The sequence below is a fragment of the Methylobacterium nodulans ORS 2060 genome, from assembly GCF_000022085.1.
Lineage (GTDB): Bacteria > Pseudomonadota > Alphaproteobacteria > Rhizobiales > Beijerinckiaceae > Methylobacterium > Methylobacterium nodulans.
Genome location: NC_011894.1, coordinates 3,554,788 through 3,579,590 on the forward strand (window position 1 = coordinate 3,554,788; position 24,803 = coordinate 3,579,590).

Consider the following 24,803-nt stretch of genomic DNA (forward strand, 5'->3'; position numbering starts at 1 on the left):
CCTTCCCGCGACATCATTCGGACATCCCTCATGCGCCTGCAGGATAAGGTTGCGATCGTCTTCGGGGCCGGCTCGGTCGGCCCCGGCTGGGGCAACGGCAAGGCGACGGCGACGCTGTTCGCCCGCAACGGGGCCGAGGTCGTCTGCGTCGACATCAACCGGGAGGCCGCCGAGGAGACGGCGGGGATCATCGCCCGCGAGGGCGGCCGAGGCGCGGCCGCCGCCTGCGACGTGACCGATTCCGCGGGCGTCAAGGCGGTCGTCGACGAAGCCATCGACCGGCACGGCCGCATCGACATCCTGCACAACAATGTCGGCTACGCGACGATGGGCGGTCCGATCGAGCTCGACGAGGCCGCCTGGCACCGGACGATCGATCTCAACGTCACGAGCTGCTTTCTCACCTGCAAGCACGTGCTGCCGCACATGCTCGCACGGCGCGCGGGCGCGATCGTCAACGTCTCCTCAATCGCGGCGGTGCGCTACACCGGCTACCCCTACGCCGCCTACTACGCGGCCAAGGCGGCGGTGAACAACTTCACCATGGGCCTCGCGCTGCAATATGCGCGCGACGGTATCCGGGTGAACGCGATCATGCCCGGGCTGATGAACACGCCGCTGATCTTCCAGCAGATCTCCGGCCAATATGCCGATGCCGAGGAGATGGTGAGGGCCCGCGATGCCGCCTGCCCCACCGGCCGGATGGGCACCGCCTGGGACATCGCCAAGGCGGCCCTGTTCCTCGCCTCCGACGACGCCGCCTACATCACCGGCGTGAGCCTGCCCGTCGACGGCGGCCTCTCGTGCCGGGCCGCGTGACCGCCATGGACCTGCACCAGACCCTTCCCGCCCCGCTGCGCATCGAGGCCGACTACCTGCTCGAGACCGTGATCGACCCGCGCCGGGCGGCCGAGATCATGGCGGGCGAGCAGTCGAGCGGCACCTTCGTGCCGGTCCCGGGCGAGACGCCGGAGCTGAAGGAGCGCTCGGCGGCCCGCATCGAGCGCCTCGACCTCCTCGACGATGCGGTGGACGCGCCCTCGCTGCCCTCCGCCGGCACCGCGCCGTCCGCCCGGCCGCGGCGGGCTCGCGTCACCCTGTCCTGGCCCCTCGACAATCTGGGGCCGTCGCTCCCCAACCTCCTCGCGACGGTGGCGGGCAACCTGTTCGAGCTGAAGCCCGTCACCGGGCTTCGCCTCCTCGACATCCGCCTGCCTGCCGCCTTCGCGCAGGCCTATCCGGGCCCGCGCTTCGGGATCGCCGGCACGCGGCGGCTCGCCGGCGTCGAGGGGAGGCCCCTGATCGGGACGATCGTCAAGCCGAGCGTCGGCTTCGGCCCCGCGGAGACCGCCGCCCTCGTCGCCACCCTGTGCGCGGGCGGGATCGACTTCATCAAGGATGACGAGCTGCAGGCGGACGGGCCGCACTGCCCCTTCGATGCGCGGGTGCGCGCCGTGATGCGCGTCGTCAACGCGCATGCGGACCGCACCGGCAAGAAGGTGATGGTCGCCTTCAACCTCACCGGCGACCTCGACCAGATGCGCCGCCGGCACGACCTCCTGGTCGCGGAGGGCGCGACCTGCCTGATGGCGAGCCTGAACTCGGTCGGGCTCGTCGGGATGATCGAGCTCGGCCGCTTCAGCGCGCTGCCGATCCACGCCCACCGCAACGGCTGGGGCTATCTCTCGCGCCACCCGCTGCTCGGCTGGTCCTACGTCGCATGGCAGAAGATCTGGCGGCTCGCCGGCGCCGACCACATGCATGTCAACGGGCTCGCCAACAAGTTCGCGGAGGACGATGCGAGCGTGGTCGCCTCGGCGCGCACCTGCCTCACGCCGCTCTTTCCCGACAAGCCGTGCCTTGCCATGCCGGTCTTCTCCTCCGGCCAGTCGGTGCGGCAGGCGCCCGGTACCTATCAGGCGCTCGGCTCCACCGACCTGATCGTCACCGCGGGCGGGGGCATCATGGCCCATCCGGGCGGGCCGGCGGCGGGCGTCGCGGCCCTGCGGGAGGCCTGGGAGGCGGCCGTCGCCGGCATCCCGCTCGACGCCTATGCGCGCGAGCGCCCCAACCTCCAGAGCGCGCTCGGAGCGGCCGCGTGACCGCCCCGCGCCCCCTGCGGGACGGGCCCCTCGTCGGCTTCTACGGCGACGACCTCACCGGTTCCTCGGCCGCCATGGAGGTGCTGGCCTTCGCCGGGCTCGAGACCGTGCTGTTCCTCCAGCCCCCCTCGCCCGAGCGGCTCGGCGCCTTCGCCTCCGCCCGGGCGGTCGGCATCGCCGGCATGGCGCGCTCGCAGCCGCCGGACTGGATGGACCGCCACCTGCCGCCCGTGTTCCGGCTCCTCGCCGCGCTCGGGGCGCCGGTCTGCCACTACAACGTCTGCTCGACCTTCGATTCGGCGCCGCATGTGGGCTCGATCGGGCGCGCGGCGGAGATCGGCGCCGCCGTCCTCAATCCCACCTGGATCCCGATGGTCGTCGCCGATCCCGGGATGGGCCGCTACCAGAGCTTCGGCAACCTCTTCGCCATGGCGGGCGAGATCGGGCACCGCCTCGACCGCCATCCGACCATGGCGCGCCATCCCATCACGCCGATGAACGAGGCGGATCTCCGGCGCCACCTCGCCCGCCAGACCGCCCTGCCGATCGGCCTCGTCGACTTCGTGGCGATGAAGCGGGGCGAGGCGGAGGCGCGGCTCGCCCGCGAGCGCGAGGCGGGTGCCCGCATCGTTTCCCTCGACATGCTCGACCGCGAGACCCTGGTCGAGGCCGGGCGGCTGATCTGGGAGCGGGGCGGCGCCCCCGTCTTCGGGATCGGCTCGCAAGGGTTCGAGGCGGCCCTCGTCGCCTATTGGCGCGCGGCCGGGCTCCTCCCCGCGGCACCCACCCCGGCCCGCCCGCCCGCGGTCGCGCGGATCGCCTGCGTGTCGGGCTCGGTTTCGCCCGGCACTGCGGCCCAGATCGCCTTCGCGCTCGATCACGGCTTTGCGGGCATCCGGCTCGACGCGACGCGCGCGGTCGATGCGGCCGAATGGGAGCGCGAGACCGGGCGCGCGGCCGAGCAGGCGCTCGCCGAACTCGGGCAGGGCCGCGACCCGCTCGTCTTCACGGCCTTCGGACCCGACGACCCCGCCGTGGCGGCCCTGCGCAGGGCCGTGCGCAACGCGGGCGAGACGCCCGAGGCCGTCAACGACCGCATCGGCGCCGGGCTCGGCGCGATCCTGCACCGGGTCGTGCGGGAGGCGCGGCTCACCCGCGCGGTGATCGCGGGCGGCGACACCTCCGGCCGGGCCGCCGCCATGCTCGGCATCGACGCGCTCACGGCGCTTGCCCCCATGGCACCGGGCTCGCCGCTCTGCCGGGCCCACGGCGCGGACGGCGCGCCCGAGGGGCTGGAGGTGGCACTCAAGGGCGGCCAGGTCGGCCGCCCCGACTTCTTCCAGGCGGTCAAGCGCGGCGCCTGAGGCTCTGAAACGGGACGGACAGCACGATGAACCAAAGACTTGCCGGCAAGGTGGCCCTCGTCACGGGCAGCGCGCGCGGCATCGGGCTCGCGATAGCCCGGGCCTTCGCGCGCGAGGGGGCGTCGGTGGTGATCGCCGACGTGAACGAAGCAAGCGCCGAGGAGGCCGCGTCCGGCCTCCTCCGGGAGGGCGGGCGCGCCATGGCGGTCGCGGTCGACGTCGCCGACCCCACCTCCATCGCCGGCATGATGGAGGCGATCCTCCGCCGCCACGGGCGCCTCGACATCCTCGTCAACAATGCCGGGGTCGGGGGCAACACGCCCTTCCTGGAGACGAGCCTCGCCGACTGGAACCGCATCATCGGCATCAATCTCACGGGCGCCTTCCTGGTCGCGCAGGCCTGCGCGCGGGAGATGGTGCGGGTCGGCGGCGGCAAGATCGTCAACATCGCCTCGCTCTCCGGACAGCGGGGCGGCAACGGGCGGGCCGCCTACGGAGCGGCCAAGGCGGGGCTCGAACTCCTCACCAAGGTGATGGCCGTCGAACTCGCCGAGCACAACATCAACGTCAACAACATCGCCCCGGGCGCGATCGAAACCGAGATGGCGAAGTTCGCGCACGACGAGGCCACGCGCGCCGCCTACAACTACCTGATCCCCATGACCCGCTACGGCACGCCCGAGGAGATCGCGGACGCGGCGGTGTTCCTCTGCTCCGACGAGAGCCGCTACGTCCACGGCCACACGCTCAACGTCGACGGCGGCTTCCGGGCTGCGGGCCTGATGTTCAAGCGCGCCGCGCCCCCAGCCGCCTGAGCGGCCGTCCAACACCATAACCAGAACACGATCCGCAGGAGGAAACCATGACGATCATCCTGTCGCGGCGGCGCTTCGCGACCTTGGGCGCCACGGCGGTCATCGGGGCGGCGCTCCCCTTACGCTACGCGCGCGCCGCCGAGTTCACCTTCAAGTGGGGCACGAACGTCCCGGAGACGCACCCGCTCAACGTCCATGCCCGCAAGGCCGCCGCCGCGCTCCAGGAGGCCACCGGCGGCAGGGTCGAGCTGCAGCTCTTTCCCAACAACCAGCTCGGGGGCGACTCCGACATGTTCTCGCAGCTGCGCTCCGGCGCGCTCGAATGCTTCACGCTGTCCGGCGTCAACGTGCTCTCGACGCTCATTCCCGCGGCGGCGATCTCCGGGGTGGGCTTCGCCTTCAAGGATTATCCGACCCTGTGGAGGGCCCTCGACGGCCGGCTCGGCGAGCACCTGCGGGGCCAGATCGGCAAGGCCGGCCTCGTCGTCATGGAGAAGATCTGGGACAACGGCTTCCGGCAGATCACGACCAGCACGCGGCCGGTGGTCACGCCCGCCGACCTCAAGGGCATGAAGATCCGCGTCCCGGTCAGCGCGCTCTGGACCTCCCTGTTCAAGTCGCTCGGCGCCTCGCCGACCGGCATCAACTTCGCCGAGGTGTATTCCGCCCTGCAGACCAAGATCGTGGATGGGCAGGAGAACCCGCCGGCGATCATCTCGGCGGCGAAGCTCTACGAGGTGCAGAAGTACTGCTCGCTCACCAACCACATGTGGGACGGCTGGTGGTTCCTGATGAACCGCCGCGCGTGGGGCCAGCTCCCGCCCGACCTGCAGGAGACGTTCGCGCGCGTCGTCAATGCGGCGGCGCTCGCCGAACGCCAGGAGGTGGCGCGGCAGAACGACAGCCTGAAGACAGACCTCGCCGCCAAGGGACTGATCTTCAACGAGGTCGATCCCGCCCCCTTCCGGGAGACGCTGACGAAGTCCGGCTTCTACAAGGACTGGAAGGCGAAGTTCGGCCCGGAAGCCTGGGCGATCCTGGAGGACTCGACCGGCGAGCTCGCCTGAGCGCGCCGTGATCGGCAACGAACGAGAAGGACGCCGGATATGCCCGCCATCGCGAGCCGTTTCGCCGATCTCGACGGCGCGACCCTGCATTACCTCGATGCCGGCGAGGGCGACGCGATCGTCCTCGTGCACGGCATCCCGCAGACCTCCTACGAGTGGCGCCACGTGATGCCGCGCCTCGCCGAACGCTACCGGGTGATCGCGCCGGACCTGCGGGGCCTCGGGGATTCCTCCCGGCCGGCGACCGGCTACGACAAGAAGACGCTCGCGGACGACGTCTGGCAGCTCGTGCGCGGCCGTCTCGGAATCGAGCGCTTCTGTCTCGTCGGCCACGACTGGGGCGGGCCGGTGGCCTTCTCGCTCGCCGCCCAGCACCCGGAGGCGGTGCGCCCCTCGCCATCCTCGACGTGGTCATCCCGGGCGACGGCGCCGATTTCTCGCAGGGGGAACGGCGCTGGCATCACGCCTTCTTCCGCACCCTCGACCTGCCGGAGGCGCTCTGTGCCGGGCGCGAGGATCTGGTCGTGCGCTGGCTGTTCGACAATTACGGCCACCGGCCGACCTGCATCCCGGCGGAGGACCAGCGCGAGTACCTGCGCACCTACACGACCTTCGGGGCCTTCCGGGCCATGCTCGCCTTCTACCGTGCCCTGCCGGTGGATGCCGAGGACAACCGGGCGGTCCTCGCCCGCAACGGCAAGCTCCGGATGCCGGTGCTGGCGCTCGGCGGCGAGAAGAGCTTCGGGCGCGGGATGGAATGCATCGAGTCCCTGCGGCGCGTCGCCGAGGACGTGCGGGGCGGCGTCGTGAAGGATTGCGGGCACTGGATCCCGGAGGAGCAGCCGGAGGTGCTGTGCGACGAACTCCTCCGCTTCTTCGGCAAGGAGGCCGGCTGACGGGGCGGCCTCACGCCCGGACGGGGCCGGGCGCCGGACAGGCCCGCCGGATCTCCGCCGCCGTCGCGGGCCGGCCGCCCGCAGCTTCGACGAGTTGAACCATCTCCTCGACCAGGGCGGGGTTTCCGATCTCGGTGCCGAAAGGGGCGTCCTCGAGCCCGACCCGCACGTGCCCGCCCCGCGCGACCGCATGGGGGACGAGCGGTCTGACATCGACCCCGAGCCCCGCCACCATCCACGGGCTGCCGGCCGTCGTGCGCTCCAGAAGCTCGAGATAGGCATCGAGGGCGTAAGCAGCCGGCGGGAACCCGAAGGTGAAGCGGTCCGAGAACATGAAGCGGTAGAGCGGAGGCGGGCATCCCGGCACGGCGCGCGCCAGAGCGGCGCCGAGCCTCAGGAAGCCCGGCTCGTAGACGGCGTAGCTCGGCACGAAGCCGTGCTGCGCCGCGAGCGTCAGCCCCCGCAGCACGTGCTCGCCCGGATTGAGGTAGACCGAGCCCGGCTCGGCCCGCGCCGCCTCGTCGAAGGTCGCGAGGTTGATGGAGCCCGGATCGACCACCGCCCATTCGAGGAGGCCGCGCCGGCCGAGGCTCTCGATGGCAGCGAAGCGCATCTCCACGGCGCCGGGCCGGAAGGCATCCGCGGATTGGACGAACGGGATGGTGGGATAGACGATCACGTCCTCCACGCCGCGGATTCCCTCGATGATCGCCGCATAGGTGTCAGGGTCGTCGATCTGACGTCCCGTGGCAGGATCATAGGCGTGCACGTGAATGATCGCGGCCCCCGCCCGCGCGCAGGCGATGCCATCCGCCACGATCTCGTCCACCGCGAGCGGCATGCGCGGCTGACGTGCCCGTGTCCAGGGCCCGTTCAGCGCGGCCTCGATCCAGACCTGCATGGCGCTCCTCCCGTTCCGCAGCGACGAATGCCACAGGATCCGATCCCGACGGCCCGAGATGCTGCCGCATCAGGCCGCCACCCCCTCTCGAAGGGTCGATGCCAAGCCAGAGGCTGTGCGACCGAAACCGGAACCAACGGTCACCAGCACCTGCATGCGTTTCAGCTGCGCACCGAGACAAGATAGACTGAGCGTGACCGGGTGGCAGCATCCCGTCTGGATTATGCGTCCGCGGTTGCGGAGGCCATCGTCCGCCGGCTCGGCTTGAGAGCGAGCAGCCCTGCCCGGCATGACGCTTGGGCCCGCGCTCGTCACAGCGTCGCGCATCGCTCCTCGTGCGGCGCAGCCGATCAGATCTCACGCCGCCCGAATGGATCCGCTTCAGGCGGACGAGCAGTCATTACCGACGCACTGATGGAGTTCGCCGCCCCGCAGCAGCCGCTGCGCGATGTCGGCGGTCTGAAACGCTGCGCGCTCAGTCGGCGAATGAGCCGCAAGGTAACGCGCCACGGCAACCAGGATGTGCCGGCCCGGATCGGTGTTGCCCCATTCCCCGAACTGCCGCACACCCGCCTCCAGCATCTGGTAGGCATGGAAGCCCGCGTCCTCACGCAGCAGCCCTTGCGCGAGGGTCGCGATCAGCGCCTCCGGCGGGTGGCCGAGCGTGAGGTGGCGCGCGACCAACCGGCCTACCCTGTCGACCTGCCGATGGTGGTCGAACGTCTCCAGCAATGCCGCGCGGATCTCCCCGATGGTGTCGGGCAACTCGTCCAGCCGGTCGCCGTCCTCTCCGGGCAGCCGCGCTGGCGGCACGTTGAGGTAGCGGGCGAGGTAGACGGCCATGGCCCCGTGAAGCACCCCGCGCGCCGCCACGATCCCGCCGTCCTGCGCGGCAGCGTCGGCCCCCAGTCGCTTCAGCGCCTGGTGAATGGCGTTGGCGTAGGTGAAGACGTGCAGGACCGTCTCCCAGTCGGCATGCTCGTTCGAGGTGCCGAAATGCGCCACGCGGAGGGCTGCCGCATAGGCCAGGGAACGGCCGAGATCGGCCGGTGACGCGCCTGCGAGGATCGCCGCCTCGAGTGCCTCGAGAATGGCCCTCGCATCGTCACCTAGCAGGGCGGCGGAGAGCTCCGCATGATCGGACCAGGGCTCGGAGCGGCGGGCACGGGTGAACAGGTCGGGCAGGTCCGCAGCGGTTTTCTCGCACAGGGTGACGAGGTCGACCGGATGGCGCCAAGTGGTCGATTCGTCTGCTCCTCGCGCCGCCACCATCTGGCCGACCACGCTCGGCAGCACGGCCGACGCGTGCTCCCAGCCGATCAGATCCAGGCACTCGCAGGCCTTGTTGACGAAGTCGAGCGCGTGTCCGCTGCCCGCGAAGGCGCGATCGGTCGCCGCCGCGAACAGCAGGCTCGCGAGCGCCGCCGGCGGAGCGTCGCTGGCAATGGCGGTGAGCAGGGTGCGTTCGGCGGCCTCGCGGTGGCGCACGCCGCTCCAGTGCCGCAGCCACCGCTGCAGGGTGGCGAGGTCGGGTCGGCTCGCGAGCGGCACGCTCTCGCGGCGCGGCGCCTCACCGTCGCAATCCGCGGCGACCCGTCGGGCCCCGTGGAACAAGGCCAGGTAGGTCTCTTCCTCCGGCAGGAGCGGCAGCAGGTTGCCGAGGGCGACGAGGATGGTCGCGCCCACCCCCCAGCCATCGCGGTTGCCCACCGCAAACAGCGCGGCCTGCCGCAGGATCTCGCGCGGGGGCACCTCGGCGACGAGTTGCCCCCGGACGGCCTTGGCGATGACCAGCCCGAGGTTGTGGCGCAAGCCGTCGTCGAGCCGGCGACGCCAGTGTTGCGCCGGATCCCCGTGGCCGAAGGAGGGCCTGATCCAGACCTCGCCGTCGCGCAGCTCGACCGGACAGGTCGGCACGTCATCGGCCCACAGGTCGAACGTGCAGCCGCTCGCGAGATCGAAGTCGGCATGATGCCAATGACAGGTCAGGATGCCGTCCGCGACGCTGCCCCGGTCGAGAGGGAAGCCCATATGCGGGCAGCGATTGTCGAGCGCGAACACGCGTCCGCCGTCGTAGATCACCAGGATCGGCGAATGCCGGCCATGCACCACGAGCCGCCCCTTGGCCTTCAGCTCGGCGAGGCTGCCCGCATGCACAAAGTCCGATGACGGCACATCCATCGGCGTCGTCCTCGACCTCAGTATAGCGCAATTCGGCGGCGCAGGCGGTTTCCCTGACACTCGAGAGCGCGTGCCACCCCGAAAACCCGCGCGACTCCGATTCACCCGAGAGCGTGCAGGAGAGGCGTCGCGGGCAGCGAGGGCCTGCACAGCAGCGTCTCTCAGCTCACGAGCCGGATCGGGCCCCGCTCGGTGCGGGGTGCAGCACCGGTCATGATCGGTCGCGCCGATGACTGCAGTACCCTCAAGGGTCCCTGGAGCCCGGAAGAGAGGCCCGGCCTCAAGGATCTGTTCAACCGCCTGCTCCTCGTGCTTCCCGGGTCACGGTTGAGACGCACGTCGCGCGGCACGACTTCCTGTACCGACGCGAGGGCGTCGCCCATATCGACGTGCGGCACGCTGATCCGGCCGACATCCCGAGGGCATGCCGGCAGGTCTTCCGGAGCGTGCTCGACGGGTGGATCCCCATGAGCACGGGGCCCCTTGTCCTAGAGCCGTGCTTGTTTCGGTTGAGACGGCCACGTCTCCCAAGTCTTGCAGTCACGCTCTCCCTTGCGCCGAACCGGCCTCCACTTCGGCGGGGAGCGCTCTCGCGCGACCACCGGTCTCGGACATGATCGCCTTCATCGACGAGCACCGTCACCAGGCGTGAGGACCTCCACGTCGTTCTCAACACGGTCCCCCAGCGCCCTCGCCTGCCTCAAAAGGACTAGGAAATTTCACCCCAAATACCCCCAATTTTCCACCTTCTGGCTGTTTATTACAGTTCAGAAACATGGGCATTCTCAGAGTAAATTCGATTTGGCTCGCCTCGACATGCACGATGCTCTCTCCATATCCGAATTTTCTTTCCCGTCAGCGGCCATTATCCCGGGGAACTGGCGCGCCGAGATCACCCACGATCTTGCGTATTTGGAGGAGCCATGGACCGATCTCGAAGCACGTGCCGATGGAACTCTCTTCCAAAGCCATGCGTGGTGCCGGTCATGGATTGAAGCCAATCGTCATGCCGGCTGCCGTGTAGATTTACACGTCTTGAGCATCTGGAGCAGCGGCCGTCTCGTGCTGCTTTGGCCGTTGGTTCGGCGTCGCCTCGGTCCTTATGTCGTCCTACAAACTCTGGGCGATCCGGCCACGCAATACAGCGACGCGTTGGTCGAGCGGTGCGCAAATCGCGAGCCATGGATTGAAGCGGCCTGGAATGCTCTGACGTCCCTCGCCGGCATCGATGCCGTCCTGCTCAGGGGGGTGCGCGCCGATGCGGCCGTCGCGCCTGTGCTGGCCGCCCGGTGCGGCCACTTCGTCACGCGACGGGAGGAAGCGCCCTTCTGCGATTTCCGGCCAGATGCGCGGGGCGGCCCGGTCCGACGCCGGTCCGGGCGAACGCTCAACACGCTCCGGCGTCATCGACGCGACCTCGCCGAGCATGGCGCCGTCGTCTTCGAGATCATCGGCGACCCGGCGGGGCGCGTTGCGGCCATGCGCGAGGCATTGCGGCTCAAGCAGGCATGGCTCAGCCGCACGAACCGGATCAGCGCAGGCTATGCTCATCCTGCGAACCAATTCTTCCTCGAGACGCTCGCCACGGACCCGGACTTCTTCGCCGCCCGCATCACCGTCGGCGGTGAGACGGCTGCCGTGGAGGCCGGCATCGTCAGGAACGGCATCTACGCGTCGCTGGTCCAGAGCTACGACAGCCGCTTTGCCGAGCACGGGCCCGGCCGTCTGCTGTTCTGGCACATGGTCGAGCATGCCGCCGAGATCGGCATCGAGGTGCTCGACTTTCTCGCACCGTCGTATCCCCACAAGCGCGAATGGGCGAACGACGCGATGCCGGTCAGCGACTACGCAATCCCGCTGCGGATCTGGGGCCGGGGCGTCGTCACATACATCAAGCACATCCGGCCGCGCGCGAAAACGTGCGTAGAGCGGCTGCGCAGGTTGCGGCGCTCTCCTTGATTTCATGCGCGAGGCCGGCCCAGGCGATCGAATCGCCGCCGACCAACCGCGAAAAGAACACGACCAGTCATGCTGGCAACGTCAAGAATTATCTCAAGTTGAACTTGACGAGCCGAGCATCCGATGATTAGCCGAACCCAGCAACTTGGATGCGCGGCGCAGCTCGACTGCGCATCCGGACCTTTGCTTGCAGCTTCTGCGCTGCGCGCAGAAGGTCTGAGATGCCGCCAGTCTTCGTGGGCGTAGCCAACATGCAGTGCCGGCGACCGGGCGCACCTCTCTATTGGGACGTATCTTTCTGCGTTTCTGGCCACGATGTGACTGGCCGGCTCGTCGTTCCCGTTCCGCATGGCGTCCTCTGCGGCGAGAACATCCTGAAAGTTGCACGGAATCGCCTCCTGTTCGCAGGATCCCTTGCTGATGCGACGGCTGCGTATGCCCTGACGGACGAGCAGGTTCTCAAACTGAGAAAAGATTTTCAGCCAGATCCGCTCCTGCGGTGACGCGCTCCCGCCGACCCAATCGGGAGGGCGCAGAGGATGGATCCAGGTCGCCTCCGCGCGCTCCGGACACCGCGAGGCCGGTGCGCACTCCTAAGGCCAAGCCTGCTCAATCCCCCGCTCCGGCCCCCTCTCACAAGCCCGCACGGCCCACCGTTCCGCGTCATCTTCCCCATCGCCGTCTCGCCGAAATACGGAGTTGATCCGGCCGGCGCGCTCGTTGGAGCATTCTGATAAACTGGAGCCCTCAGCAGGCTTGCGTTGGCGTGCCAACCCTTCGCCTGCTTAGGGTTTCGACATGTCGCAGGTTCTTGCCGGAAAACCGCAGGGCACCTGTCCGAAACCGGCCTAGATTGAGGAGGCGAGCATGACCCGTGTCATCCCCTGCGGCGTCGCCGCGCTGGTTCTGTCCCTCGCGCTTGGTATTGCGGGTGCCGCGGATGCTGCGGGCGAGAAGCAGACCTTCAGGGCCACCCTGAACGGGACGAGCGAGGTGCCACCCAACCAGACCAAGGGCACGGGCGAGATCACGGCCACCTATGATCCGGCGACCAGGATGCTCACCTGGAAAGGCAACTACAGCGGGCTCACCGGTCCTGTCACGGCCGCGCACTTTCACGGCCCGGCCGAGCCGGGCCAGAACGCGGGCGTGCTCATCCCGGTGACGGCGACCACGAGCCCGTTCGAAGGCTCGACGCCTCTGGACGACGCGAAGGCGGCGGATCTGACGGCAGGCAAGCTCTACCTCAACATCCACACACGCGAACACCCGCAAGGTGAGATCCGCGGGCAGGTCGAAAGGGCGCCCTGAATCCCGGATTGCAATTCGAGCACATTGCAATTCGAGCACTTGGAGCGCGTCGCGGCGGCGGCCGAGATGCGGGCTCGTCCACGCGCAGCAGACCGGCCACAGCATCGATCCCGCTTTGGCTCGTCGTGACGACCTCCCATGGCCGCCCGCCGGGCTGGACGATGCGCGAGGTCCTGAAGGCAATCTTCTCCGTCCTGCGCGGCGGCATCGCATGGCGCCTGACCCCCGAGGACCTACGGCCGCGCTCAACCACCTGCGGCTCCTTCAGCCGCCGGCGGGATGAGAGGCTGACTGCCCGGATCAACCACCGCCTCGTCATGGCCGACTGCAACCGCGTCGGCCGGGACGCCTCGCCCACGGCGGCCATGCTCGACAGTCAAAGCATCGACGCCAGCCAGCGCTCGCTCAAGGCCGCGCGCCCGGCTCGCCGGCGCGACGAGTTCGGTCGCCGGGGATGTCTACGACCGGAGGTCGATCAGGCTGGCGGGCCTCTGTCGCACCCGCTGCCGCGTCAGCAGCATCCGGCTCGGCCCAATGCATGCCGCTGCCGCTCTTCCACTCTCATTGTGTTTTCTGGCGAGGGTCGTCCTTCGGGTTCACGTAAGTGAGACCCCAGGGCCCATCGGTCGTGATTTGCAACACCGTCTCTTCGTCCGTGTAGGCGAAGTGGGGCCTGCCCGGCGCAAACTCGAAGAAACTACCGGCGGGCATGTCCTGTGCCTTGCTCTTATCTGCCTCCGACCCCATCCCCAGCTTGAAGTTGCCCGAGATGACAGTGACCACCTCGTTCACCGGGTGTGTATGGGGCGGCACTTGGTATCCGGCCGGGAGTTTGATACGCATGACGAAGAACCCCTGACGCGTGGGATCGCCATGGAGGACAGAGGATTCCGCGCCCTTTGGTAAGATGGGTGGCGCCGGTGACCACTTGATGTCCTTCGGCGTGATCATCTTGTGATCATCTGCGGCGACCACGGGCGAGAAGAATCCAACCGTTGCAAGCGCCAAGGCTGCCATCGGAATTGTCCGTTTCATAACGAACCTCCCTTCGCGGATACTGCCGGGCGTCGGAATACTAGCGCAATCGCTGTTTCGATTAAACACGATGCTGCTGTCGCTCTCCCATACCCGGGAGCTCGTCGAGCGACGCCGTGATCTCGTCCGCTCTGCGGCCGGTGAGCTTCGGCCCGGTCTCGCCGTCCCCGCCGCCGGCCCGGTTCCAGCGCTCCACGGCGGCCCCGAACCGGAACGGCGACGGGCGCCGGACCGCATCCGGCGCCATGCCCATCACGGCACCGGAGCCGTGGGAGCCTCGGAAATCGAGGCAGTGATCGGCAGGGCAGAAGCGGATCGTCTCGCGCAGGGCGATCTCCATCCGGTCCCACGCCTGGCTGAGGCTGGACCCGCGGCGGATCATGCCCACGACATCTCCTGCCGGGAAGCCCGCCGAGAAGCCCGCCATGTGCGGCAGCGAGGAACCCGTGGTCGCCGAAGCCACCGATGCCGGTTTCACCGAATCTCAGCCATCCGCGGCTCTGGCCGCGTAGCCTTCAAATCGGTGTCTCACAAACCGCGGGCGGTACAATGCCGGCCAAAGGGCATCACCAACGGAGATCACGGGCGGGATCGGCCCAACAGCGCCGAGCCATCATCGCCAGCCCATAGGACGGTCGGAATACCCCGGAAGATCAGCGGCGGATGGTTCCGCGGCCGGCAATAGTGTCGATCAAAAAATGGAGCGCACGATGCCGCTACGCACCGATGATTGCTGGCATTACGAAGGCGATGCCGCCACGCGCGAGAAGCGGGTCTACCGCGATGAAGCGCTGATCGGCAGAGTTCGGCGCTGGCACATGGTGGAGCCGGACGGCCGATACTGCGCATGGTTCGCGACTGAGCAATGGCAGGGCGGCAGGTTTCACTCCGTCGGCGAACTGCAGGCCACCTTCGACGAAGCTCTCATCTGCCTCGTCTCGTGCCTCGTCCCGATGGCAGGGCCAGCACCGAAACCTTGGCAATAGGATCCGGTCCCTCCGCGCCTTGCGGAGAAGGAACCGGGCCTTTCTCGGTCGGCAAGCCGTTCTTCGACACGATTCCCAGCTGTAACAGCCAACGATACGGATGGCATGGCATGACTCGGCACCTGGTTTTGTCGGCGGCCTTTGCATCACTGCTGGCCTCGGGCGCGTCTGCAGAGATCGTCATCGAGCAATCGATGATTACCAATGGGGAGCTCCGCGTCGTCGGCAGATTAACCCCTGCTCGCCAAACAAAGCTGATACTCGATGACAGCTATCAATCAACCGCCGAGAAAGACGGACGCTTCACATTCCGGCTCGTCTATCATCCTGCAAATTGCTTGGTGACCGTGAAAGCGGACACCGAAAGCCGTCAGGCCGTCGTCGGCTTCTGCGGACAGCGAGGCCCCGAGGGACGAGAGGGCATCGCAGGCAAATCGGCCCAGGTTCTTCCAGCAGCTGCCCATTCGGAAAAGGCCGTGATCGGGCCGAGGGGACCGCAAGGGGTTGCAGGGCCGCAAGGGCCGGAAGGACCGCAAGGTGTCAGGGGCGAGAAGGGCGAGCCCGGAAGCATTGGGCCGGCCGGTCCCCCTGGGCCGAAGGGAGAGCGGGGTGAGAGCGGCCCTCCCGGTCCTGCCGGCCCCCCGGGCCCCGAAGGGAAGATTGCGGCCGCCGCGTCGATCCTCCGCGTGCAGGTGGAGGAGTGCAGCGCCGGCGGGCGATGCGTCGCAACCTGTGCTCGGGACGAGTTTGCCGTGAATGGTACATGCAGTGGTGGCGAAAGGCCGGCCATGGATGAGAGCAGCATCTACTGCTTCGCGTTGGGCACGACGCCAACGCCGCTGAAGGCCCGCGCGATCTGCGCCAAACACTAGAGCCGTGCCCGACCGGTCGGCGGCTCTCAAGCCTTGATGTGACGCGCTCCCTTGCGCCGAACCGGTGTCCACTTCGGCGGGGAGCGCTCCCGCTCGCATGGTCGCGAGCCCCACGGCCGGCACAGCCTCATCGGCGCGCCGGCGGCGCGACCCGAGCGCCTTTCCTTCAGGCCGACCATCCGGCGCGACAATGCGTCAGGGCGCAGCCTGATGCGACCGACAGAAATGAGCCCGCACAGCAGGGCTGGCGGGCTCAGTCGTTGGGGCTTCAAGATGAATGAAGCCCCGCACTGTCAGCACATTGGCTGCGGCAGGGCATTAACTTTCGTTTAATACCAACGGGCATTTCCAATGACCGGTGGTTCCGCTCTCGGATTTTCGCCAAGCCGGAGGCTCGACGAGGAGGCTTGGCGAGAATTGGAGACCGGAACCAACAACGGTCATTTTCAAGGCCCGTTGGCAAGGCCCGTTGGGATGAGGCTCCGCCGGTCCCGACGTCCGGCCTCAGGAACCTCGGCATTGCTCCGGCTGCTCAGAACGGTCGCGCGCTCGCACAGGCGCGGTCATCTCTCCGGCAGGCCAGCCATTCTCAGCCCTTCGACGATCCTCTGGTACTCGGCAAGGAATTGTGGATTGTCGGAAAATCCGGCATTCGCCCATTTTTCGACAGTGTAGTTCGGCATCAGCTTGAGAAGCTCGGCAACCGCATTATGGGCTTCTGCTGCCTGCCCGGTCCAGGCATAACCCGCAGCCAGATCGACATAGGACAGCCAGAGTGGAGCCACCGCGTTGGACTTGAGGCACCACGGGATCGCTTCGCTGTAGCGGGCCATGTGCGTATATGCGTGGCACATGTGAAAGAGCCAAAGGTTCAACGCCGGGTCGTGCGGGCTCAGGAGAAGAGCTTTCTCGATGGGGACGAGCGCGTCGGTCGATCGTCCGAGCAGGATTTTGGCGTGCCCAAGCGCCTCATAGGCGAGAGCCAGGTTTCGGTCGTTCGCGATCGCCGTCTCCAACTCGGGAATGGCCAGATCAGGTTTTTTCCTTGCTTTCAGAATGTCGCCTCTGACGAAATGTGCCATCGCGTGATCAGGCATGTCCGAGAGGACCTGCGCGATGGCGGCCTCCGCTGCAGCCAAGTCCTTCTCTGGCGTCTCGCTCCAGCGGAGCCAAGCCAGATAGGTCAGGGATCGCGCTTTGCCGACCAGGGCCGAGACGAGGCGCGGATCATGCTGAAGGGCTTCGTCGAACAGCCTGAGCGCCTCACGGAGATGCGCCGGATTGCGAGGGCGATTGAGAGCCGCCCAGCCCCGCATGGCGAGGTCGCCCGCATCCGGATCGTTCGGCCGTTCGCGCAGGGAGCGCAGGCTCTCAGCCTGGGTCAGCTGCACGTCGAGCGAGCGGGCAAGGCGCGCCACGAACTCTGCCTGCAGCTCGCCGAGCTTGCTCCGGTCCCCCTCCAGTCGGTCGGCCCAGATCTGCGCCCCCGTATCGGCAGAGATCAGTTTGGCATTCAGCAGAACCCGCTCCTCGACCCGCCGTACGCTGCCTTCCAGGACGTAGCGCACGCCCAGGTCGCGGCCGACCTGCCGCACATCGGTCGGCTTGCCCTTGTACGTGAAGGCGGTGTTCCGGGCGATGACGAAGCTGCCGTCCAGGTGCGAGAGATCCGTCGTCAGGTCTTCCGTGATCCCGTCTGCGAAATATTCCTGCTCCGGATCATGGTTGAGATTGGCGAAGGGCAGGACAACGAGGGAGAGCGGCGGGGCGTTTGCGCTGCTGGCCGCCGGGATCGCGCCCGGCTGGCCCGGTGCGGGCGCCCGCAAGGCCGACCAGGACCACCAGCCGATTCCGCCTGCCAGGAGCAGCACGGCGGCACAGGCTGCCAGCGCAGCAGGCTTGCGCGGATGCGAGCGAGAGGGAAACGGCTCCTCTGCAGCCTCATCGCTGATGCAGAGCGAGCCGATCGCGGAGGCCGACAGCGCAAAGACGCCGATGGGCCGTGCGATGTTCTTCAACTCCCGCTTGCCGAGATCCTCGAACCGATACGGCAGCTTGTCCCGAACCTGATCGTGGACCGGACGGGAGATGCACAAGCCGCCCGGCTCGGCCAGGGGCTCAAGGCGAGCGGCCACGTTGACGCCGTCGCCGTACACATCCCCGTCCGGTTCTTCCACGACATCGCCGAGGTTGATGCCGACGCGCAGCCGGAACTGCTGATCCGGCGCACGGCCAGCCTCGCGGATCAGCATGGCGCGTTGGATCCGGACCGCGCATGCGACGGCGCGCAGGGGGCTCGGGAACGCGGCAAGGAGCCCGTCGCCCATCGCCTTGACGATCCGCCCGCGAGCCGCCGCGATGCTGGGGTCGATGACCTCCCGGCGCAGGGCCTTCAGGCGACGGAGGGTGCCGGCCTCGTCGGCCCCCATCAGCCGGCTATAGCCCACGATGTCGGCGACCATGATGGCCGCCAGATGGCGTTCTGCGGTTGCTCTGTTCACGCCTCCGCTCTGAACGGCCATCGGCAACCGCCTCCGCCATTTAATCTTCCTGCACTTATAACATGTCCAAGTTTAACATGTCCAAGTTGGGCAGCAGAGCGGGCCACCGGGACATCAGCAGCTGCGCGACCGAGTTCAGATTTCCGCCTGCCGGTCAGACACCCTCATGCAGAACATTGGTTTGGGAGGGCGACTTACGCGCGGCGCGGTCGCGTCGGGGTTCGGGCCCGGCCGGGCCAATGCCAGATGCGGCGCTGGAAACCCAGCTATCCGTCCTGAGCGCGGAGGTCGCGCAAGCTCGCGCACGCCTGGCGGAGGTCGTGACGCGCTCCGACATGCTGCACGACCTCCAGCGGTCCGGCACCCTCGAGCTTGCGATCGGTGGAGGGCGGCTTGGAGGAGGTGCGCGAGGTCTTGTCCGGGCGCTGCAGCCGCAGCACCAGCTCGATCATCTCCTCCTTGCTCAAGCGTTCAAGCTCGCGGCGGCCCATCCCACGAGGGAATCAGCGAAATCGGCGCCCGGCAAGAGGCATGGCTCCAAGGCACGGGCGCCCGGCGCGCGTCAGCGCGCGGCCAAGCACACCCCGTGGGTAATTACATGGCACCATTGCGCATCCGGACGAGTTCGTCGGCAGGCGCAGCGATTGACACCCGGTCGATCCTGCCATCGGAGGAGCTGCTGTTGGACAGACACGACGGACCCCAGGTGACGCAGCGATGGCATTCCATACGCTGCTATCTGCTGCTGTGCCTGATCCTCGCTCCTGCGGCGGCAGCGACCGAGCCCACCAGGAATCTGCTCTGGGTCACTCTGCAGACTTGCATCCTGACCAAGAGGATGACAGGACGCGCGCTCCCCTGCTTGGCCGTGGATCTCGGCGACAAGGATCGCCCTGGCACGGCCGTGCTGCGCGCGCCGGGTCAGGCAACACACGTCGTCGTCATGCCAACCGAGCGGGTGGTCGGGCTGGAGGATCCGCAGCTGCAGCAGCGACCTGGGACAGCGTACTGGCAGGCTGCCCTCGCGGCCCGTCACTACGTGACCGAGGCGCTGGGCGGGCGCCTGACTGCGTATGATGTCGGCTTGGCGGTCAACTCGATCGGTGGACGCAGCCAGGACCAGTTGCACATCCACCTCGATTGCGTACAGCCGAGTGTGCAGGCCGCTCTGCAGCACTATGCAAGCACCATCGGCAGCACCTGGGCCGCAATGCCGATCGCGCTGCAGGGCAGCCGCTTCTTTGCCCTGCGGGTCGGGGCGGATCAGATGCGCGACCTCAACCCGTTTGCCGCGTTGGGGCATTTGCCCGGGCGCCGGACCGAATTGCGCGACACGAGCCTTGCGATGATCAGTGTATCCGGGGAGAGCGGCACGAGAGACTTTGTCCTCCTCGCTTACCGTGATCCGGAGGCGCATGCGGAGAAGCTGCTCGATCATGCATGCACAGCCCTCGCAAAGGCAGCCGCGAAATGAGCCCTTGATGTTGACTCGCTCTCGTGGGGCAACATCACGCTCGCGGCGACGGCTGGCGCGGAAGGGACCGGATACCAGAGATGCCGGACGGCTACGCCATCGCCGCCGAATAGCTGAGCGCCAGGAGGGGCGACGGCCTCAGGCAGGCGTCTGAAGCCGTCCCGGCCGAGCTGCTCGGGTGCCGGAAGCGCTCAGCCGATCTCGATCACGAGCTTGCCGAAGGGACCGCGATCGAGATGGTCGAGCGCCTTCGGCAACTCCTCCAGGGTGTAGCGCTGGCCGATGACCGGCTTCAGGCCCGTCGCGTCGACGGCCGCGACGAGGTCCTCCAGCGCCCGGCGGTGTCCGACGCTGACGCCTTGGACCACCGGCGACTTGCGCAGGAGATGGGGCGCCGGGCCGGACACCTCGTAACCCTCGAGAACGCCGATCACCGAGATGCGGCCATGGACGGCGACGGCCTCCAGCGAGCGGGCGAGATGCGCCCCCCCGACGATCTCCAGGATGTGGTCGATGCCGCGATCCCCGGTCAGCCGATAGACGGCCTCCACCCAATCCCCGGCCGTCCGGTCGATCGCCTGGTCGGCGCCGAGCGCCCGCACGCGGTCCAGCTTGTCCGTCTTGCCGGAGGTGACGAACACCTCGGCGCCGTGGAGCTTCGCGATCTGCAACCCGAACAGGGCGACGCCGCCCGTGCCCTGGACCAGCACGGTCTCGCCAGCCTTCAGGCGCCCGCGCTCGACGAGGGCGAACCAAGCCGTGAGACCAGCGCAGGGAAGCGTGCTCGCTGCGGCCAGGTCGAGGCTCTGCGGTGCGGCGACGAACCAGCCTTCCGGGAACGAGACGTACTCGGCGAGGACGCCGGGATAGGCGCCGCCGAGCGTGCGGAACGGCGGCGTTCGGGCACTGCCGGGCGGACGGCCCTCGACCCAGTCCGGGCTGAAGGTCGAGATCACGCGGTCCCCCATCTTGAACCGGCTGACGCCCTCGCCGAGCGCCATCACGGTTCCGGCCAGGTCGGAGGCTGGCGTGAACGGATGGTCGAGCGCCAGCCCCATGCCGTTCTCGATCACCAGCTTGTCGCGATAATTCAGCGATACCGCCGCGACCCTCACGAGCACCTCGCCGGCGCGCGGCTCCGGTACGGGAACATCCACCAGCCGCAGCTGCTCGCGGCCCACCGCCGTCATCTCCCAACGCTTCATGCCGAGTCTCCCTCTCCGGATGCTTCGAGACGGCACGGTCGTAGCGTTGCGCGACACGCGTCGGTGACGATAGTTCGGCGCCGGATCGGTTCCTCGCGGGCGACAATGATGCATCACGGTGACCTGCTGGTGGATCTGCCCGCCTTCGTCGCGGCCGTGGAGGCGGGGAGCTTCGCCAGCGCGGCGGCGAAGCTGAACCTGTCGCGCTCGGCGGTCGGCAAGGCGGTCACGCGGCTCGAAGGGCGGCTCGGCACCCGGCTCTTCCATCGCACGACCCGGTCGCTCGCCCTCACCGAGGATGGCCAGGCGTTCTTCGAGTCCTGCCGGCGCGCCCTGGGCGATCTGCAGGCGGCCCGGGCGATGCTGGAGTCGGGCCGCCGGGACGTGGCCGGGCGCCTGCGCGTCTCGGTCCCCGTCCTGTTCGGGCGTCGCTGCATCGCGCCGGTGCTGGTCCAGCTCGTGGAGGCTCATCCGCGGCTCGAGCTCGATCTCAACTTCAACGACCGGCTGGTGGACGTCGTGGAGGACGGGTTCGACCTCGTTGTCCGCAACGGCCCCCTGAGGGACTGGCCCGGGCTCATGGCGCGCCGCATCGCGCGCCAGCACATGCGGGTCTGCGCCTCGCCGGCCTATCTCGCAGCTCACGGCATTCCCCACGCGCTGACCGACCTCGCCCGCCATCGGGCCGTTCTCTACGGCCGTCCCGGACGGGTCCGCTCCTGGCTCTTTCCTCAGCCGGGTGCCGCACCGGCCGAGGTCACACCGCCGAGCCGGATGCGGTTCGACGATCTCGGTGCGATCCTCGACGCAGCGGTGGACGGGCTCGGTCTCGCGTGGCTGCCCTGCTGGCTGATCGGAGCCGATGTCAGGGCGGGCCGGCTCGCAACGGTCCTCGACCACCTGCCGTCACACGTCTTCGACAGCCATGCCCTCTGGCCGCAGACCTCCCATCTGCCGGTGCGGGTCCGGCTTGCCATTGATGCGCTCGCAGCCAGCCTGCCCCAGGCAACGACGCTGCCGTCGGATTGCCGGGTCTAGAGCCGCTCCCGATCAGGTTGAAGCGTAAGCATCATCCTCGTATCCAGCAGCTGTGAAGTAGTTGCGGCACTCAGCCGGCGAGAAGCATTTGAAGGCTTGGTGGATCGCCGCCCAGAGTTCACTGACACTGCGGGCCGCCGCCCTGCGCAACAGCGCTTTCAGCTTGGCGAAGGCCTGCTCAATCGGGTTGAACTCAGGTGAGTACGGAGGAAGATAAAGCAGCCGGGCCCCGGTTGCCGCGATCGCCTCGCGCACGCCGGCCACCTTGTGAGCGCCCAGATTGTCCAGGATCACGGTGTCGCCGGGTCTCAGGGTGGGGACCAGGGTGTCGGTCACGTAGGCGCGGAAGCGTTCGCCCGTCACAGGGCCGTCCAGCAGAGCGATCGCGTCAGGCCCGCTCGTGCGCAGCCCGGCAATCACAGTGGTGGTTTTCCAGTGCCCTGCGGGTGCCGCGAGGCGGCAACGCTCGCCGCGCGGGGCCCAGCCGTAGCGGCGGACCATGCTGGTGGTGGCGGCGGTCTCATCCAGGAACACCAGTCGCTCCGGATCCAGCTCAAGCTGGCCGGCAAACCACGCCTCACGAGCCGCCTTTACATCCTCCCGCTCCTGCTCAGCTGCGTACGTCGCCCTTTTTTCCGCGTGATGCGGTGCCGGGCGAAGAAGCGCGACAGGCTACTGCGGCTGACCGGAACGCCTTGCTCCTGGAGCGTCTCGCAGAGCTCATGCAGGAAGCTCTGCGGGTGGGCTTGGTAGGTCTGCAGGATGAGCTCGGCATGAGCCTCGATGCGCTGCGAGCGCTGGTCGCCGCCCATGGGCTTGGGCGTGACATCTCCCTGGCCCTCCTGCTGCCTGGACCAGCGGCTGACGCTGGCCACGCTGACCCCGAAGCGCGCGGCGGCCTGATGGCAGGAGGCGCCTTCTGCAACGGCCGAGACGACGCGCTGGCGCAGGTCGACAGACAAAGCTGAGGGCATGGGCCACCTCCGTTGAGCCGCCCCCCCGGGGACCGGCCAACGCGTTGCCATCACCACGGTTTCAACCCGCTCGGACCCCGCTCTAGAGCGCTCCCCGCCGAAGTGGAGGCCGGTTCGGCGTCAGCGAGCGTGTCACATCAAAGGCTTGAGAGCCATGCCCGACCCAACGGGGTCGGGCATGGCTCTCAGCGTGCCGCACAGGCCGAGCAGCAGCGGCGCCAAGCTGAAGCGGCCCGACAGATGCAGAACCAGGTGCCCGGATCGGAGCCGAAGCCGGCATCCAAGCGGCCCGAGAAGTCCGCACGGCCCTACATGCCGGCATGCCCGACACCCCGGCCGCCGGCGAGCAGTACAAGCTCAGGTTCCCGATCCAAGCCATGCTATTCTGACTGCGGCGATCTCATCCCGGCGGGAGGCGACCATGAGTGGTGAACCCGAAACTGTTGCGACGCGCCTGTGGCGCGACCGGGTACAGGCTCGGGAGCAAGAGCGGAACGAGGCGCTGGCGCGCGCCCGGATCGCCGAGGAAAAGGTGGCGCTGCTCAATGCCGAGAACGAGCGCCTGGCCGGCGAGGTCGCCCGCCTGCGGGCCCTCCTGGCGCCGGATGAGAGCCGGGCTCGCGCCGAGACAGAGGAGCAGATGGAAGCCCTCCGGCTGGCGCTATTGCCGATGCTGACCCCTCTGGGGCGAGAACGGACAAGAGCCTGAACCCGCCCTCTCCTGTTTTATGATCCGATCTCGCCCGAACGGATCACGGGCGGGGAAGGTCTCGCCGGAGGTCCGCCGGGACATCCTGGCGCATGACGCGCGGATCCACGCTGAGAGCGGCTGGGGCATGAGCGGATCCGGGCCGCCGCGGGCGCACTACCAGGTGGTCGGGCGGGACGTACCGTGGCCGGACAAGGAGGCCTGAGGCGAAAAAGGCCCGGCTGCGGGGGCAGCCGGGCGTGGAGCGACCTCGAAGAAGAGAGCGCAGGAGAGCACAATGTCCCCGGCAACGAAACAGTCTGCTGCGCGTTAAGAACCCCACCGCGGCGGGGGCGGGCTCGGTACGGGAGAGGTTGCGGACCGCTCACGGATGGGATCAACGTCGGCGCGGCCGTCGCAGGACACGCGTGGGCAAATCGGATCGCGACCGACTCGGCCATGAGCGAGGACGCGCGGCGCCATGCAGTACGAACCGCGAACCTGCTGGCGAGGGCAGCATGAAGAATCACACACCAAAGCTGACAGCCTTCACCGTAGCGGTCGGTTCGGGTGACGGTGCCGAGCTGCGGGTCTACGCAGTGCTCGCGGAGGGTGGCCCTCAAGCCCTGGAAGTCGTCATCTCCACGGTTGCAGATGGGTCCACTGTTGAGCTGTGCGGTCACCTCTCCGACAATCTCGCGTCTCGTCTGAAGCTCAGTCCCGGAGAGGTCAGGCCGCTCTGATCGTGACCGGCCCCGTCCGTGCCGATGCTGTCTCGGTGAAGGGGCCGGACCGGCTCGCTCACCTCAAGGCCAAGCCGCTTCGCGGCGGCGCGTGTCCCGCGCCAGCGTGACGGGCTTCCGCCGCGGCCATCCACCGATCCACCGGCCGAGGGCGCACGCGCTCGCCAGCACACCGCGTCCGGGGACGTCGCCGCGACATCGCCTCACCGGAGGCGCTGGCAGCCCTCGCTGCCCCACATTGCCGCCAGGGGCAAGGTCACGGCCTGATGCCAGTACCAGGCTCCCATCAGGATAGGCCAGACCAGAGGCCGAAGCGAAGCGTGGACCATCAGGGTGAGATCGGACGCGACCTCCTGACCCGGCGCTCTGGCCTCCACAACCGGCGGTCTCTGATGCTTCAGCAGCACATCGTTGAACGCCTCGGCCATCAGATCACGGAGCGGCGTCCCGAGATCCTGCGCCAGCCGGCTCATCTCCGACCAGCCGGCTCGGTTCAGATGAAGCTGCGCAGCGTCCGGCTCGGGCAAGGGCTCCTGAGGCTCTGCAACAAGGCTGCCGGCATTCGCGTCGATCACGTGACCCTGGTGGAGGTCTGTTGCGGAGACTCCCACGATCGGCTGCTGCTTTGAGCCCTCCTGTGGTGAGAGGCTCATCAACGATGGGCGCATCGGCTTTGCCATAGGGATGGAGC

General features: G+C 68.3%; 24 protein-coding genes and 2 pseudogenes. 17 read left to right on the forward strand and 9 right to left on the reverse strand.

Going from position 1 to position 24,803, the window contains the following annotated elements:
* The first annotated feature begins 30 nt into the window (after positions 1–30).
* From MNOD_RS16240 to MNOD_RS49090, 7 genes and pseudogenes are all read left to right on the forward strand, one after another.
* Complete coding sequence (locus tag MNOD_RS16240; protein ID WP_015930010.1) at positions 31–819, forward strand: SDR family NAD(P)-dependent oxidoreductase; 789 nt, start codon at positions 31–33, stop codon at positions 817–819.
* A gap of 5 nt (positions 820–824) precedes the next feature.
* Positions 825–2,102: a ribulose-bisphosphate carboxylase large subunit family protein gene (locus tag MNOD_RS16245; RefSeq protein ID WP_043751344.1), complete on the forward strand. Its 1,278-nt coding sequence runs from the start codon at positions 825–827 to the stop codon at positions 2,100–2,102.
* On the forward strand, positions 2,099–3,466 hold the full coding sequence (locus MNOD_RS16250; RefSeq protein WP_015930012.1) for a four-carbon acid sugar kinase family protein: 1,368 nt from the start codon (positions 2,099–2,101) through the stop codon (positions 3,464–3,466). Before MNOD_RS16245 ends, MNOD_RS16250 begins: the two co-directional genes overlap by 4 nt.
* Before the next feature lie 26 nt (positions 3,467–3,492).
* Positions 3,493–4,281 carry an SDR family NAD(P)-dependent oxidoreductase gene (locus MNOD_RS16255; RefSeq protein ID WP_015930013.1) on the forward strand — a complete coding sequence of 263 codons (789 nt, stop codon included), beginning with the start codon at positions 3,493–3,495 and terminating at the stop codon, positions 4,279–4,281.
* A gap of 47 nt (positions 4,282–4,328) precedes the next feature.
* Complete coding sequence (locus tag MNOD_RS16260) at positions 4,329–5,348, forward strand: TRAP transporter substrate-binding protein (protein WP_015930014.1); 1,020 nt, start codon at positions 4,329–4,331, stop codon at positions 5,346–5,348.
* A gap of 168 nt (positions 5,349–5,516) precedes the next feature.
* Positions 5,517–5,687, forward strand: a pseudogene (locus tag MNOD_RS49085) (alpha/beta fold hydrolase); the annotation flags it as partial.
* A gap of 68 nt (positions 5,688–5,755) precedes the next feature.
* Complete coding sequence (locus MNOD_RS49090; protein WP_244424841.1) at positions 5,756–6,244, forward strand: alpha/beta fold hydrolase; 489 nt, start codon at positions 5,756–5,758, stop codon at positions 6,242–6,244.
* 10 nt (positions 6,245–6,254) lie between these two features.
* On the opposite strand, the gene MNOD_RS16270 is transcribed toward MNOD_RS49090, so the two are convergent.
* Both MNOD_RS16270 and MNOD_RS16275 read right to left on the reverse strand, forming a co-directional pair.
* Positions 6,255–7,145 (reverse strand): beta-keto acid cleavage family enzyme, encoded by an 891-nt coding sequence (locus MNOD_RS16270; RefSeq protein ID WP_015930015.1) that lies wholly within the window; start codon positions 7,143–7,145, stop codon positions 6,255–6,257.
* A 381-nt stretch (positions 7,146–7,526) separates the two neighbouring features.
* Entirely contained in the window at positions 7,527–9,326 is a 1,800-nt protein-coding gene (locus tag MNOD_RS16275) for a Rieske (2Fe-2S) protein (protein WP_015930016.1), read from the reverse strand.
* A gap of 801 nt (positions 9,327–10,127) precedes the next feature.
* Between MNOD_RS16275 and MNOD_RS16280 the strand changes: the two genes are divergently transcribed.
* The 4 genes and pseudogenes from MNOD_RS16280 to MNOD_RS45720 all read left to right on the forward strand — a co-directional run.
* Entirely contained in the window at positions 10,128–11,285 is a 1,158-nt protein-coding gene (locus MNOD_RS16280) for a GNAT family N-acetyltransferase (RefSeq protein ID WP_244424748.1), read from the forward strand.
* A 221-nt stretch (positions 11,286–11,506) separates the two neighbouring features.
* Positions 11,507–11,788 carry a hypothetical protein gene (locus MNOD_RS48615; protein ID WP_015930018.1) on the forward strand — a complete coding sequence of 94 codons (282 nt, stop codon included), beginning with the start codon at positions 11,507–11,509 and terminating at the stop codon, positions 11,786–11,788.
* 364 nt (positions 11,789–12,152) lie between these two features.
* Entirely contained in the window at positions 12,153–12,596 is a 444-nt protein-coding gene (locus tag MNOD_RS16285) for a CHRD domain-containing protein (RefSeq protein WP_015930019.1), read from the forward strand.
* Between the two features lie 140 nt (positions 12,597–12,736).
* Positions 12,737–12,994: pseudogene (locus MNOD_RS45720) on the forward strand (transposase); the annotation flags it as partial.
* Between the two features lie 163 nt (positions 12,995–13,157).
* On the opposite strand, the gene MNOD_RS16290 reads toward MNOD_RS45720, so the two are convergent.
* On the reverse strand, positions 13,158–13,613 hold the full coding sequence (locus MNOD_RS16290) for a cupin domain-containing protein (RefSeq protein ID WP_244424749.1): 456 nt from the start codon (positions 13,611–13,613) through the stop codon (positions 13,158–13,160).
* 79 nt (positions 13,614–13,692) lie between these two features.
* The gene (locus MNOD_RS16295; protein ID WP_157091477.1) at positions 13,693–14,094 is read right to left on the reverse strand and encodes a hypothetical protein; all 402 of its coding nucleotides are present in this window, start codon (positions 14,092–14,094) and stop codon (positions 13,693–13,695) included.
* 235 nt (positions 14,095–14,329) lie between these two features.
* On the opposite strand from MNOD_RS16295, the gene MNOD_RS16300 reads away from it, so the two are divergent.
* Both MNOD_RS16300 and MNOD_RS49980 read left to right on the forward strand, forming a co-directional pair.
* Positions 14,330–14,617 carry a hypothetical protein gene (locus tag MNOD_RS16300; RefSeq protein WP_244424750.1) on the forward strand — a complete coding sequence of 96 codons (288 nt, stop codon included), beginning with the start codon at positions 14,330–14,332 and terminating at the stop codon, positions 14,615–14,617.
* A gap of 110 nt (positions 14,618–14,727) precedes the next feature.
* A complete protein-coding gene (locus MNOD_RS49980; RefSeq protein WP_083786453.1) occupies positions 14,728–15,489 on the forward strand; it encodes a collagen-like protein in 762 nt (253 codons plus the stop codon).
* A gap of 563 nt (positions 15,490–16,052) precedes the next feature.
* Here the strand turns inward: MNOD_RS49980 and MNOD_RS16305 are convergent.
* Together MNOD_RS16305 and MNOD_RS16310 are read right to left on the reverse strand one after the other, a co-directional pair.
* Entirely contained in the window at positions 16,053–18,011 is a 1,959-nt protein-coding gene (locus MNOD_RS16305; protein WP_015930024.1) for an adenylate/guanylate cyclase domain-containing protein, read from the reverse strand.
* 245 nt (positions 18,012–18,256) lie between these two features.
* Complete coding sequence (locus tag MNOD_RS16310; protein WP_015930025.1) at positions 18,257–18,481, reverse strand: hypothetical protein; 225 nt, start codon at positions 18,479–18,481, stop codon at positions 18,257–18,259.
* Between the two features lie 191 nt (positions 18,482–18,672).
* Between MNOD_RS16310 and MNOD_RS16315 the strand changes: the two genes are divergently transcribed.
* Complete coding sequence (locus MNOD_RS16315) at positions 18,673–19,464, forward strand: CDP-diacylglycerol diphosphatase (RefSeq protein ID WP_015930026.1); 792 nt, start codon at positions 18,673–18,675, stop codon at positions 19,462–19,464.
* A gap of 191 nt (positions 19,465–19,655) precedes the next feature.
* Here MNOD_RS16315 and MNOD_RS16320 read toward each other — a convergent pair whose 3' ends face one another.
* The gene (locus MNOD_RS16320; RefSeq protein ID WP_015930027.1) at positions 19,656–20,669 is read right to left on the reverse strand and encodes a zinc-dependent alcohol dehydrogenase family protein; all 1,014 of its coding nucleotides are present in this window, start codon (positions 20,667–20,669) and stop codon (positions 19,656–19,658) included.
* 105 nt (positions 20,670–20,774) lie between these two features.
* On the opposite strand from MNOD_RS16320, the gene MNOD_RS16325 reads away from it, so the two are divergent.
* A complete protein-coding gene (locus tag MNOD_RS16325) occupies positions 20,775–21,707 on the forward strand; it encodes a LysR family transcriptional regulator (protein ID WP_015930028.1) in 933 nt (310 codons plus the stop codon).
* 12 nt (positions 21,708–21,719) lie between these two features.
* On the opposite strand, the gene MNOD_RS43425 is transcribed toward MNOD_RS16325, so the two are convergent.
* A protein-coding gene (locus tag MNOD_RS43425) for an IS630-like element ISMno11 family transposase (protein ID WP_076611772.1) occupies positions 21,720–22,681 on the reverse strand; the annotation gives its coding sequence in 2 pieces (ribosomal slippage) (positions 21,720–22,342 and positions 22,342–22,681; 963 coding nt in all).
* 421 nt (positions 22,682–23,102) lie between these two features.
* On the opposite strand from MNOD_RS43425, the gene MNOD_RS16340 reads away from it, so the two are divergent.
* Both MNOD_RS16340 and MNOD_RS46670 read left to right on the forward strand, forming a co-directional pair.
* Positions 23,103–23,390 carry a hypothetical protein gene (locus tag MNOD_RS16340; protein ID WP_015930029.1) on the forward strand — a complete coding sequence of 96 codons (288 nt, stop codon included), beginning with the start codon at positions 23,103–23,105 and terminating at the stop codon, positions 23,388–23,390.
* A 497-nt stretch (positions 23,391–23,887) separates the two neighbouring features.
* Complete coding sequence (locus MNOD_RS46670; RefSeq protein WP_015930030.1) at positions 23,888–24,112, forward strand: hypothetical protein; 225 nt, start codon at positions 23,888–23,890, stop codon at positions 24,110–24,112.
* A gap of 203 nt (positions 24,113–24,315) precedes the next feature.
* Here MNOD_RS46670 and MNOD_RS49100 read toward each other — a convergent pair whose 3' ends face one another.
* Positions 24,316–24,792 carry a hypothetical protein gene (locus MNOD_RS49100; protein ID WP_015930031.1) on the reverse strand — a complete coding sequence of 159 codons (477 nt, stop codon included), beginning with the start codon at positions 24,790–24,792 and terminating at the stop codon, positions 24,316–24,318.
* Positions 24,793–24,803 lie beyond the last annotated feature (11 nt).